Raw genomic sequence first — 12,244 nt, 5'->3', positions numbered from 1 at the left:
GACTGGCGCAACGGGGCCGTCCGGGGGCGTCGCGGCGTACACCCGGCCGTTCCCCGCCGGTAGCTCCTGGCGGCCGGGTGCCGGTGTGACGGGCCGGGGCGGGAACAACCGGGGGCGGGGGTGCATTGTGGTCGGCATGCCCCGCGTGACCCGAGGATTCGTCGGGCGCAGACCGCGTGACCGACGGCTGCCGCCCGGCCAGTACGACGCCGGCGACCAATGGCCGGTGCTGACCGCCGAACGCGCCCCGGTGCTGGACACCGCCCGCTGGACCTTCCGCATCGACGGTCTCGTGCAGCGCCCGGTCGAGTGGACCTGGGACGAGATCCGCGGCCTGCCCCGCGAGCGGTGGGACGGCGACATCCACTGCGTCACGACCTGGTCGAAGTTCGGGATGCGCTGGAGCGGGGTCGCGGTCGACACGCTGCTGGAGGCGGCGGGACCGCTGCCGGAGGCGCAGTTCGCCGTCGTGCACTCGCACTCGGGCTACACCACGAACATGCCGCTGTCGGACCTGACGGGCGGCCGGGCGTGGCTGGCGTTCGAGGCGCAGGGTGCGCCGCTGACCCGCGAGCACGGCGGCCCGGCGCGGCTGCTGGTGCCGCACCTCTACTTCTGGAAGAGCGCGAAGTGGGTCGCCGGGCTGCGCCTGCTCGCCGAGGACGAGCCGGGCTTCTGGGAGCGCAACGGCTACCACGACCGCGGCGACCCGTGGTCCGAGCAGCGGTTCCAGGGGGACTGACGGTGGACACGACCCCACGCCGCACCCTGCGCTGGCAGGCCGCGGCCGTGCTGTCGGTGCACGACGAGGCCCCGGGGGTGAAGACCTTCCGGCTGGGTCTGGAGGAACCGGCCACCCACCTGCCCGGCCAGTACTACGTGCTGCGCCTGACCGCCGAGGACGGCTACACCGCACAGCGCTCGTACTCCGTCGCCTCCGCGCCCGACGGGCGGCCGGAGATCGCGCTGACCGTCGAGCGTCTCGACGACGGCGAAGTGTCGGGGTTCCTGCACGACGTCGCCGTCGTCGGGGACGTGCTGGAGGTCCGTGGCCCGGTCGGTGGCTGGTTCGCCTGGGACGGCGACTCCCCCGCGCTGCTGGTCGGCGGCGGGTCCGGGCAGGTCCCGCTGGCCGCGATGCTGCGCCACGCCCGCGCCGTCGGCCGTCCCGACCTGGTGCGGATGCTGGTCTCGGTCCGCACCCCCGACGATCTGTTCTACGGCGAGGAGCTCACCGGTCCGCCGGTCACCGCGGTGTTCACCCGGACCGCCCCGCCCGGCGCGACCCGCCCGGCGGGCCGGCTCACCCTCGCCGACGTCGCCCCGCTGGTCCGCGGCGGGGAGACCGCGTTCGTGTGCGGCTCGCCGGCCTTCTCCGCCGCCGCGGCCGACCTGCTCGCCGCCGCCGGCGTCCCCGACCACGCGATCCGGATCGAGCAGTTCGGCCCGACCGGGGCCTGACCGAGCAGCCGGGCACCGGGGTGCGGCACGATGACCCGGCCCCGAGCCGCCGCGTGCTGCCGCGAGCGGCCCGGACCGACTCGATCCGCCCGTGCACGCAGGAGCCGACGATGACCGTCACCCCCGCCGAGACGTCGTTCCCGAGCGGCGGCCTGCGCTGCGCGGCCTGGCTCCTCACGGCGTCCGGCGACGCGCTCACGAACGACCGCGGGCGGCCCTGCGTCGTCATGGCGCACGGGTTCGGCGCCACCCGCGACTCCGGGCTGCTGCCCTTCGCGCAGCGTTTCGCCGCCGCGGGCTGCGCGGTGCTGGTGTTCGACTACCGCGGGTTCGGCGCCTCCGACGGCACCGGCGACCCGCAGCTCGACCAGGACGTCCACCACGGCCGCCACCGCGCCGACTACCACGCCGCGATCGCGTACGCCCGCACGCTGCCCGGCGTCGACCCGGAGCGGATCGTGCTGTGGGGCAGCTCGTACTCCGGCGGGCACGTGGTCCCGGTCGCCGCCCGCGACGGCCAGGTCGCCGCGGTGATCTCCCAGGGCGCCGCGATGGACGGGGCCGCCGCGCTGCTGGAGATCCTGCGCCACGCCGGGCCCTGGCAGCTGGCCCGCCTCACCGGACACGGCCTGCGCGACGCCGCCGCCGGGCTGCTCGGGCGCCCGCCGCACCGGATCGCGGTGTTCGGGCCGCCCGGGTCGACCGCGGCGATCACCTCGCACGACGCCGAGAGCGGCTACTCCTCGATCGCCGGACCCGGGTTCCGCAACACCATGCGGGCCCGGGGCGCGCTGCGGATCCCGCTCAACCGCCCGGTGACGGCGGCGCGGCGGCTGCGGGCGCCGATCCTCGTCGTCGTCGCGGCGCGGGACTCGATCGCGCCGCCGGCGTCGGTGCGTGCGGTCGCCGGGCGGGCCGGGGCGGGATCGGAGGTGCTGGAGCTGCCGTGCGGGCACTTCGACATCTACCTCGGCGAGATGTTCGAGCGGTCCGTGGCCGCGCAGGTGGACTTCCTGCGGCGCACGCTCGCCGTCGCCTGACCGGACCGGACGGAGTGCCCGGCCCCGGGGGGCGAGCGCACCCGCGGCGGCCCGCGTGTCCAGCGCCACCGGGCCCGGATCCCCGCTGATCTTCTACTTCCGGTAGAACTACTACTGGACGTAGAACTTCGCTCGGGAGGTCCCGATGGACGCGCTCGACCTGGCTCGCTGGCAGTTCGGGATCACCACGATCTACCACTTCCTGTTCGTGCCGCTGACCATCGGACTGTCGGTGATCGTCGCGTCGCTGCAGACCGCCTGGTTCCGCACGGGCCGGGAGGAGTACCTGCGGGCGACGAAGTTCTTCGGGAAGCTGTTCCTGATCAACTTCGCGATGGGCGTGGTCACCGGGATCGTGCAGGAGTTCCAGTTCGGGATGAACTGGAGCGCCTACTCCACCTTCGTCGGCGACGTGTTCGGCGCGCCGCTGGCGATGGAGGCGCTCATCGCGTTCTTCCTCGAGTCCACCTTCATCGGGCTGTGGATCTTCGGGTGGAACCGGCTGCGCCGGGGCGTGCACCTGGCCTGCATCTGGGCCGCCGCGATCGGATCGAACCTCTCGGCGTACTTCATCCTCGCGGCGAACGCCTGGATGCGGAACCCGGTCGGCTACGAGGTCGACCGCGCCACCGGCCGGGCCCGGCTCACCGACATCGGCGCCGTGCTGACCAACCCGCAGGCCTGGTCGACCTACGCCCACGTCGTCGCCGCGGCGTTCCTGATCGCGGGCCTGTTCGTCGCCGCGGTCAGCGCCTGGAAGCTGATGCGCGAGCGCTGGCGCCGTCCCGTTGACGCGACGCCGCACCCGAGCGAGCACACGCTGTTCCGGAAGACCCTGCGCACCGGGTTCCTCGTCACCCTCGTCGCCGGGGTGCTGGTCATCGCCTCCGGTGACCACCAGGCCAAGCTGGCCGCCACCTACGAGCCGATGAAGCTCGCCTCGGCCGAGGCGCTGTGGCAGACCGAGGAGTCGGCCGGGTTCTCGCTGTTCGCCGTCGGCGACGTCCAGGGCAGCCGCAACCACATCAACGTGCAGGTCCCCGGCGTCCTGAGCTTCCTGTCCACCGGGAGCCCGTGGGGCCCGGTGCAGGGCATCGAGAACGTGCAGGCACAGTACGAGGCGCTCTACGGCCCCGGGGACTACCGGCCCAACATCGCCGTCCTCTACTGGGCGTTCCGACTGATGATGGGCCTCGGCCTGGCCGGGGTCGCGGTCGCGACGGCCGGGCTCTGGCTCACCCGCGGCGGACGGCTGCCCGGCTTCACCCGCGACGGCGCACCGGCTCCGGCCGGGCGGCTCCAGCGGTGGGCCTACCGGGGCGTGATCGCCGCCCTGCCCGCCGCGCTCGCCGGGAACATCGCCGGCTGGGTGCTGACCGAGATGGGCCGCCAGCCCTGGACGGTGCACGGCGAGCTGCTCACTGCGCAGAGCGTCTCCCCCGGGGTGAGCCTGGGCCAGGTCGCGTTCTCCCTGGCCACGTTCACCGCGCTCTACGGGGTGCTCGCCGTCGTCGAGGTGCGGCTGCTGTTCCGCTACGTGCAGGCCGGTCCCGGCGCCGCACTCCCCTACACCGACGATCCCGACGGCCCCGACGGCCGTCCCGACGACGGCGCCGCCGTCGGCACCGACGACGAGCGCCGCCCCGCGGCGTTCAGCTACTGACCTGCGGAGGGACGACGATGGACCTGCCCACGATCTGGTTCCTGGCCGTGGCCGTGCTGTGGACCGGCTACCTGGTGCTCGAGGGGTTCGACTTCGGCGTCGGGATGCTGGTCCGCGTCCTGGGCCGCGACGAGGAGGCCGACCGCGAGGCGGCGCTCGGCGCGATCGGCCCGGTGTGGGACGGCAACGAGGTGTGGCTGATCGCCGCCGTCGGCGCGATGTTCGCCGCGTTCCCCGCCTGGTACGCGGCGACGCTGTCGGGCCTCTACCTGCCGGTGCTGCTCGTCCTGCTGGGCCTGATCGTGCGCGGGGTCGGGCTGGAGTACCGGCACAAGCGCTCCGACGCGTCCTGGAAGGCCCGCTGGGACCTCATGATCGGTCTCGGGTCGCTGGTCCCGGCCTTCGTGTGGGGCATGGTGCTCGCCAACCTGGTCCGCGGCCTGCCGACCGAGCTCAGCGCCCCGGGCAGCGGGCAGAACACCGTGGTCACGGCCTCGCTCGCGGACCTGCTGAACGGCTACGCCCTGCTCGGCGGCGTCGTCACCACTACGCTGTTCCTCCTGCACGGCGCGGTGTTCCTGGCGCTCAAGACCGACGGGCCGGTGCGGTACCGGGCACGCCGGTTCGCCCTGCGGGCGGTGGTCCCGGTCCTGCTGGTCACCGTCGCCTTCCTGGCCGCGACGCTCGCGCTGCGTGAGCCGTCCTGGACCGGCACGGTCGCCTGGGTCAGCGGGCTCGCCCTCGCCGCGGGCGGGGTGGCGCTGCTGCTCGGACGCGAGGGGTGGGCGTTCACCGCCACCGCGCTGTCGATCAGCGGGCTGTCGGTCGTGCTGTTCGGGCAGCTGTACCCGTCGCTGCTGCCCTCGACCACCGACCCTGCCCACACCCTGACCGTCGCGAACGCCGCGTCCGCGCCCTACACGCTCACGGTCATGAGCTGGGTCGCGGCCGTGTTCCTGCCGCTGGTCCTCGCCTACCAGTCCTGGAGCTACTGGGTGTTCCGCAAGCGCCTCGGCGGGGCGCGGGTCGCACCGGATGCGACCTCCGGCGGGCCTCGTGGCACCGCGGTACCGGCACCACGATGACGACCGTGTCGCACCCGTCCACCCCGTCGGCTCCGCCGGTCCCGCCGGTCCCGCCGGGCACCGCCGGGGCCCCGCCCGCGGGTGGCCCGCCCGTCGACCCGCGGCTGCTGCGCACCGCGAGCGCGGTCCGGGTGCACCTGGCCGTCGCCGCGGGCTGCGGGGTCGCCGCGACCGGGCTGATCCTGGCCCAGGCCTGGCTCGTGTCGCGGGTGGTGGCCGGGGCGACGCCGTCGTTCGCCACCGACGGCACGCCCATCGGTCCGGGCGCCGGGCTCGACACCCTGGCCTGGCTGGTCGGGGGCGTCGCCGTCGTCGCGGTGGCGCGGGCGCTGCTGTCCTACGGCGCGGAGTCCGCGGCTCTGCGCAGCGCCGCCCGCGCCAAGTCCCAGCTGCGGATGCAGCTCGTGCGCCGGCTCGCGCTCGCCGCGCCGGACCCGCGGCGGTCCTCCGGCGAGATCGTCACCCTCGCCACCCGCGGGCTCGACGCCCTCGACGACTACTTCGCCCGCTACCTGCCCCAGCTGGTGCTCGCCGTCCTGGTCCCGGTCGCGGTACTGATCGTCGTCGCCGACGCCGACTGGATCTCCGCGGTCGTCATCGGGGTGACGCTGCCGCTGATCCCGCTGTTCATGGCCCTGGTCGGGATGCACACCCGGGCCAGGACCGACCGCCAGTGGCGGCTGCTGTCGCGCCTCGGCGGGCACTTCCTCGACGTCGTGCAGGGGCTGCCGACCCTCGCGCTGTTCCGCCGTGCGCAGGTCGTCGCGGGCAAGGTCCGGGAGACCACCGACGCCCACCGGCACGCCATGACCGGCACCCTGCGGGTCGCGTTCCTGTCCGCGTTCGTGCTGGAGGTCCTCGCGACGCTCGCCGTCGCCCTGGTCGCCGTCGAGGTCGGGCTGCGGCTGCTCTACGGGAACCTCGACTACGCCACCGCGCTGTTCGTGCTGGTCCTGGCCCCGGAGGCGTACCTGCCGCTGCGCGAGGTCGGTGCCCGGTTCCACGCCAGCATGGAGGGGGTCGCCGCCGCCCGGCAGGTGTTCGCCGAGCTCGACCGCCCCGTCGGCGGCGCCACCGGCGGGACCACTCCGGTGCCGCCGCCCGCCGACCCGGCCGGGCGCGGCCTGACCGTCGACGGGCTGCGGGTGCGCTACCCCGGCGCGGACACCGACGCCGTCGCCGGGCTGTCGCTGACCCTCGCCCCCGGTGAGACGGTGCTGCTGCGCGGCCCGTCCGGGGCCGGGAAGTCCACCCTGCTCGGCGTGCTGCTCGGCACGGTCGCCCCGACCGGCGGCACCGTGACCGTGCACGGCCGGGACGGGACCGACGCCGAGCTCGCGGAGCTGGACCTCGACGCCTGGCGGCGCGGGGTGGCCTGGGTCCCGCAGCAGCCGCACCTGTTCGCCGACACCGTCGCCGCCAACGTCCGGCTCGGCGCCGGGCGGGACCACGTCACCGACGACGCCGTACGCGCGGCCGCACGCCGGGCCGGGCTCGACACCGTCGTCGCCCGGCTGCCCCGGGGCTGGGACACCGTGCTCGGAGAGGGCGGCACGCAGCTGTCCTCCGGCGAGCGCCAGCGGGTCGCGCTGGCCAGGGCGTTCCTACGCGACGCCCCGCTGGTCCTGCTCGACGAGCCGACCGCGCACCTGGATCCCGACTCCGCCGCCGCGGTCCGCACCGCGGCCACCGAGCTGCTGCGCGGGCGCACCGCGGTCGTCGTCGCCCACGACGCGGGCTGGGCCGAGCACACCGACCGCACCGTCACGATCGCTCCGGTCACGATCACCCCGACCACGGCCGGTCCCGCCACGATCACCCCGGCCGGGAGACCCCGATGAGCCCCTGGTCGCTCGCCCGCAGCGTGCTGGCGCCCCGGCTGCGCGGCGTCGTCGGTGGCGCGCTGCTCGGCGCGCTCGCCACTGCCTGCGGTGCCGGGCTGCTGTCGCTGGCTGCCTGGCTGCTCGCCACCGCCGCCCAGCACCCGTCGGTGACGGCGCTGTCGGTCGCCGTCGTGCTCACCCGCGCCCTCGGCGTCGGACGCGGGGTGGCCCGCTACGCCGAGCGGCTGGTCGGGCACGACGCAGCCCTGCGCGCGCTGTCGGACATGCGCGGCCGCGTCTACGCCCGGCTCGCCGCCACCGAGCCGGTCCACCGGTTCCGGTCCGGCGAACTCGTCGCCCGGCTGGTCGGCGACACCGACTCCGTGCAGGACCTGGTCGTGCGCGGGATGCTGCCGGTCGTCGCGGCCGCGGTCGCCGGGTCCGGTGCGGTGCTGCTCGCCACCGCGCTCTACCTCCCTGGCGGCGCGCTGCTCGCGGGCGGACTGCTGCTCGCCGGGGTCGCGGTGCCCGCCCTCGCCGCGGCGCTGTCGCGGCGGCCCGCCGAGCGCGCCGGCGTCGCGCGGGACCGGCTGGCGACCGCCCTGGTCGACCTGCTCGACGGCGGCCCCGAGCTGCTGGCCCACGGAGCGACCGGCCACGCCGTCGACGCGGTCGCCCGGGCCGACGCCGAGCTGACCCGCACCGCCCGCCGCGACGCCGCGCTGCTCGGCCTCGGCGCGGGCTCCGGCGCCCTGGTCGCCGGGCTCACCCTGGCCGGGATGCTGCTGCTGGGCGTCGCCGCCGTCGACGCCGGTGCCCTCGGCGCGGTCCCGCTGGCCGTGCTGGTGCTGACCGCGCTCGCCGCGTTCGAGATCGTCGCGCCGCTGCCTGCCGCCGCGGCCCGGCTCGCCGCGGTCCGCGCCGGGCTGGCCCGGCTGGTGCCGGTGCTCGACGCCGCCCCCGCCGTCGCACACCGCGAACCGGGCTCCACACCGCTGCCCCGCCGCGGTGACCTGGCGATCCGCGGTCTCACCGCGGCCTGGCCGGGACCGGGACCGGACGGCCGCGGCCGCACCGTCCTGCACGAGGTGGACCTCGACATCGGGCGCGGGGAGGTCGTGGCGCTGGTCGGCCCCAGCGGGTCGGGCAAGTCGACGCTGGCCGCGGTGCTGTTCCGGTTCCTCGACCCGCGCGCGGGCACCGTCCGGCTCGACGGGCACGACCTGACGGTGCGGCCACCCGAGGAGGTCCGCGCGGTGGTCTCCGGGGTGCCGGCCGACCCGCACGTGTTCGACTCGACGGTCCGGGAGAACGTGCGCCTGGCCGCCCCCGACGCCGACGACGCCGTCCTGCACGACGTCCTGCGCCGGGTCGGGCTCACCGGGCTGGCGCTCGACGACGAGGTCGGCGCACACGGCGCCCGGCTGTCCGGTGGGATGCGCCGGCGGCTCGCGCTGGCCCGCGCGCTGCTCGTCGACCCGGCGGTGCTGGTGCTCGACGAGCCCACCGCCCACCTCGACCCGGACACCCGCGACGCCGTCCTCGACGACCTGCTCGCCGCCGCGGCGGGGCGTGCGGTGCTGCTCATCACCCACGACCCGGCGGTGCTGCCGCGCGCCGACCGCGTGTACACGCTGCGCGACAAGAAGGTCCACCTGCGTGACGGGGCTGCGTGCAGCCCTCGCGAACCGCGGCCCTACCCTGCTCCGAACGTCCGATAGCGGGCTCGCGCCGGCTCCGAGCGTGCCCGGGGTTCTCTCAGTCGGGTCACAGGAGGCCCCTGACACGCTGGGAGCACCTCGCCGGGACACCGTCCCGTGCAGGAGTGCAGGAGTCAGTACGAGCCCGCGCGCGCCACGGCATCCGCCCGGCGCCGCGTCCGGTCAGAACGTGAGGTCACCACCCCGTGCGAGCGTCACGCCGTCCCTCCCCGACGACGTCAGGACCGAGGTCCGCGTCGCGGACCCCCCGGTTCCGGTCCGGCCTCCGCCGGGCCCCGACCCTGGCCCTGGTGCTCTCGGGGGTCCTGGCCCTCGCCGCCTGCACCTCGGGGGTCGGCGGTGACGACACCGCCGGCGGCACCGCGCCGTCGTCGGCCCTGGAGGCCTCCGCGAAGGCCGTCGACCTGGGCAGCTGGCGGTGGGACAAGCAGCCGGGACCGATGGAGATCGGGGTGACCCACACCCAGGACAGCCTCGACGACACCGAGCCGGCGCAGGCCCGCCAGCGCGGGGTGGACATCCTGTCCAGCCTCGGCGAGGAGTACCAGAACCACCACCTCATGGGCTTCGGCACGCTGAACCCCGAGCCCCGGCCCGGTGAGTACGACTGGGGCTCGCTGGACCGCCGGATGCAGCTGACCGAGGAGACCGGCGGCAAGGCGATGCTGACGCTGTGCTGCTCCCCGGACTGGATGAAGGGCGCCCCGCGCGACAGCGGCGCCACCCGCTGGGACCGGCTGGAGAAGGCGCCGCTGCCCGAGCACTTCGCCGACTTCGCCAACCTCGCCCGCGAGGCCGTCCAGCGCTACCCGCAGGTCGACCGCGTCCTGGTCTGGAACGAGCTCAAGGGCTTCTACAACCAGGCCGAGAACCGCTGGGACTACGAGGGCTACACCGCGATGTACAACGAGGTGTACCGCGCGGTGAAGGAGGTCCGGCCCGACGTCCAGGTCGGCGGCCCGTACGTCATCATGAGCAGCGTCCCGGTCGACTCCGGAGACGCCTCGGACATCCGCGGCCCCTGGGGTGCGCTCGACCAGCGGCCGCTCGACGTCCTCGACTACTGGCTGGCCAACAACGTCGGCGCGGACTTCATCGTCGTCGACGGCTCCACCACCAACCGTGGCCAGCAGGACGCGATCTCCCCGGTCGACGTCGGCGCGGAGAAGTTCTCCGTGATCGACCGCTGGATCCAGGAACGCACCCAGCTGCCGATCTGGTGGGCGGAGTTCTACGCGAACGTCCCCGCCGACGCCCAGGCCGGCTACGCCTCCCCCGCCAGCGCCGTCTCGACGATCGCGGCCCTGCAGGCGATGGCCCGGTCCGGCACCCAGGGCTCGCTGCTGTGGGGCCCGGAGGGCGCCGAATCGCTCGAGTACTCCTCGCTGTGGACCCCCGCGACCGAGGAGAACGGCGGCCAGGCGACCCCGCTGACCGATGCGTGGCGCTGGCTCGTGCCGAAGCTGCGTGAGGGCACCGTGGAGCTGGGCCGGGCGACCGACGGCTCCTCGCTGGGCGGCTTCCGCGCCGCCGACGGCTCGGTGCTGCTGGTCAACTTCTCCGCCGACCCGGTGCCGGTCTCCGGCCAGGAGGACATCCCCGGCTGGGCGATCGCGCCCATGACCAGCACCTCCTGACCACTCCGGAGCGCACGACGGGCCGGCACCGCCTCCGCGGTGCCGGCCCGTCGTGCGGCGCGGGTCAGGCCTTCGGGCCGCCGGCCACGTAGATGACCTGGCCGCTCACGAACGACGACCGCTCGTCGACGAAGAACGACACGGTCTGGGCGATGTCCTCGGGCGCGCCGGGGCGCTGCACCGGGATCTCCTTGGCCCGGGCGGCCTTGAAGTCCTCCCAGTCCACGCCGATCCGCTCGGCGGTCGCCTTGGTCATCTCCGAGGCGATGAAGCCGGGGGCGATGCAGTTCGCGGTGACGCCGAACTTGCCGAGCTCGATCGCCAGGGTCTTGGTGAAGCCCTGCATGCCGGCCTTCGCCGCGGAGTAGTTCGCCTGGCCGCGGTTGCCCAGCGCCGAGGTCGAGGACAGGTTCACGACCCGCCCCCAGGCGGCGTCGACCATGTGCTTCTGCACCGCGCGGGTCATCAGGAACGCACCGCGCAGGTGCACACCCATGACCGCGTCCCAGTCGTCCACGGTCATCTTGAACAGCAGGTTGTCCTTGGTGATGCCGGCGTTGTTGATCAGCACGGTGGGTGCGCCGAGGCGCTCGGTGACCGCGTCGACGGCGGCGGCGACGGCCTGCTCGTCGGCGACGTTCGCACCGAACGCGGCCGCGGTCCCGCCCGCGGACTCGATGGCCTCGACGGTCGCCTTCGCGGCCGACTCCTCCAGGTCCAGCACCGCGACCTTGTGTCCGTCGGCGGCGAGCCGGATCGCGGTGGCGGCCCCGATGCCGCGCGCCCCACCGGTGACGATCGCGGTCCTCTGCTGCTGGGTCATGTCTCTCCTCGCTGATCGACGGTGATCTCCGGGTGTCATCCCGCAGCCGATCGTGTCACCACCCGCCGCCGGGCCGCGGAACGGCCCGTGCGACATCGCTCACCCCCGGACGGGGGTGGCGGGTGCACTAGCGTCGAGGTGTCCGTTCCCGACCAGGAAGGTGTTCATGGCCGTCGAGCGTTCCGAACCGACCTACCGGCTTGCTCTGCCGGAGCCCACGACCTCGTTCGAGCAGGACGCGGAGTACTGCGTCATCGACCTCGGACACGGGTGGACCGAGTACCGCTTCCACGACTACGACGAGCTGTTCAAGATCCCCGGCCTCTACGAGAAGCTCTTCTACGACATCCTGCAGTGCCAGTCCCCGGCCGTGGTCGCGGGCGCCCTGGCCGAGCAGCTCGACGCCGTCGGTGTCGACCCGTCCGGGCTGCGCGTCCTCGACGTCGGCGCCGGCAACGGCATCGTCGCCGAGGAGCTGCGCGCCCGCGGCGTCGGGAAGGTCGTGGGGATCGACATCCTCCCCGAGGCCCGCGACGCCGCCGAACGCGACCGCCCCGGGGTCTACGACGACTACCACGTCGTCGACCTCATCGCCCTCGACGACGAGACCACCGAGACCATCTCCGCGGGCGGTTTCGACGCCCTGACCTGCGTCGCCGCGCTCGGCTTCGGTGACATCCCGCCCGCGGCGTTCCGCGCCGCCTTCGAGATGGTCGCCGACGACGGATTCGTCGCGATCACCCTGCGCGACGACTTCCTGAACGACGGCGACACCTCCGGGTTCGCCGGGCTCATCTCCTCGATGCTCGCCTCCGGCGAGCTGGAGGAGCTGGGCGCGACCGTCTACCGGCACCGGCTCGCGACCAGCCGCGACCCGCTGCTCTACCGGGCCGTGGTGGCCCGCAAGCGCCGCCCGCGCGGCTGACCCGGCGCGTTCGCACCGGTGCCCGGAACCGACGGCCGGTGCGAACGCGCGGCCCGCGACGAACCG

At 74.8% G+C, this 12,244-nt stretch carries 10 protein-coding genes; 9 read left to right on the top strand and 1 reads right to left on the bottom strand.

Translation table 11 applies throughout. From position 1 onward, the window contains the following. Nucleotides 1–136: 136 nt before the first annotated feature. The 8 genes from XF36_RS10035 (at nt 137) to XF36_RS10000 (ending at nt 10,430) form a co-directional block, all read left to right on the top strand. Nucleotides 137–742 carry a sulfite oxidase-like oxidoreductase gene (locus tag XF36_RS10035; RefSeq protein ID WP_060711790.1) on the top strand — a complete coding sequence of 202 codons (606 nt, stop codon included), beginning with the start codon at nt 137–139 and terminating at the stop codon, nt 740–742. Nucleotides 743–744: 2 nt separating this feature from the next. Next, on the top strand, nt 745–1,461 hold the full coding sequence (locus XF36_RS10030; protein WP_238589201.1) for an FAD-binding oxidoreductase: 717 nt from the start codon (nt 745–747) through the stop codon (nt 1,459–1,461). Nucleotides 1,462–1,571: 110 nt separating this feature from the next. Further along, nucleotides 1,572–2,501 (top strand): alpha/beta hydrolase, encoded by a 930-nt coding sequence (locus XF36_RS10025; protein WP_060714563.1) that lies wholly within the window; start codon nt 1,572–1,574, stop codon nt 2,499–2,501. 145 nt (nt 2,502–2,646) lie between these two features. Continuing rightward, complete coding sequence (locus XF36_RS10020) at nt 2,647–4,164, top strand: cytochrome ubiquinol oxidase subunit I (RefSeq protein WP_060711788.1); 1,518 nt, start codon at nt 2,647–2,649, stop codon at nt 4,162–4,164. Nucleotides 4,165–4,181: 17 nt separating this feature from the next. Continuing rightward, nucleotides 4,182–5,249: a cytochrome d ubiquinol oxidase subunit II gene (cydB, locus tag XF36_RS10015; RefSeq protein ID WP_060711787.1), complete on the top strand. Its 1,068-nt coding sequence runs from the start codon at nt 4,182–4,184 to the stop codon at nt 5,247–5,249. After that, complete coding sequence (gene cydD, locus XF36_RS10010; protein WP_082375303.1) at nt 5,246–7,090, top strand: thiol reductant ABC exporter subunit CydD; 1,845 nt, start codon at nt 5,246–5,248, stop codon at nt 7,088–7,090. The genes cydB and cydD overlap by 4 nt, the downstream gene beginning before the upstream one ends. After that, on the top strand, nt 7,087–8,793 hold the full coding sequence (gene cydC / locus XF36_RS10005; protein WP_060711786.1) for a thiol reductant ABC exporter subunit CydC: 1,707 nt from the start codon (nt 7,087–7,089) through the stop codon (nt 8,791–8,793). The genes cydD and cydC overlap by 4 nt, the downstream gene beginning before the upstream one ends. Nucleotides 8,794–9,083: 290 nt before the next feature. Next, nucleotides 9,084–10,430: a GH39 family glycosyl hydrolase gene (locus tag XF36_RS10000; protein WP_060711785.1), complete on the top strand. Its 1,347-nt coding sequence runs from the start codon at nt 9,084–9,086 to the stop codon at nt 10,428–10,430. A 64-nt stretch (nt 10,431–10,494) separates the two neighbouring features. Here XF36_RS10000 and fabG read toward each other — a convergent pair whose 3' ends face one another. Beyond that, complete coding sequence (gene fabG / locus XF36_RS09995; protein ID WP_020623147.1) at nt 10,495–11,253, bottom strand: 3-oxoacyl-ACP reductase FabG; 759 nt, start codon at nt 11,251–11,253, stop codon at nt 10,495–10,497. A 166-nt stretch (nt 11,254–11,419) separates the two neighbouring features. Here fabG and XF36_RS09990 point away from each other — a divergent pair, with 166 nt between their 5' ends. Then, complete coding sequence (locus XF36_RS09990) at nt 11,420–12,178, top strand: class I SAM-dependent DNA methyltransferase (RefSeq protein WP_060714561.1); 759 nt, start codon at nt 11,420–11,422, stop codon at nt 12,176–12,178. Nucleotides 12,179–12,244: the final 66 nt, after the last annotated feature.

This window comes from Pseudonocardia sp. HH130629-09, from assembly GCF_001294645.1.
In the GTDB taxonomy this organism is placed as follows: domain Bacteria; phylum Actinomycetota; class Actinomycetes; order Mycobacteriales; family Pseudonocardiaceae; genus Pseudonocardia.
Note: the sequence above shows the minus strand (reverse complement) of the source record. Positions and strands in the feature narration are given on the sequence as shown.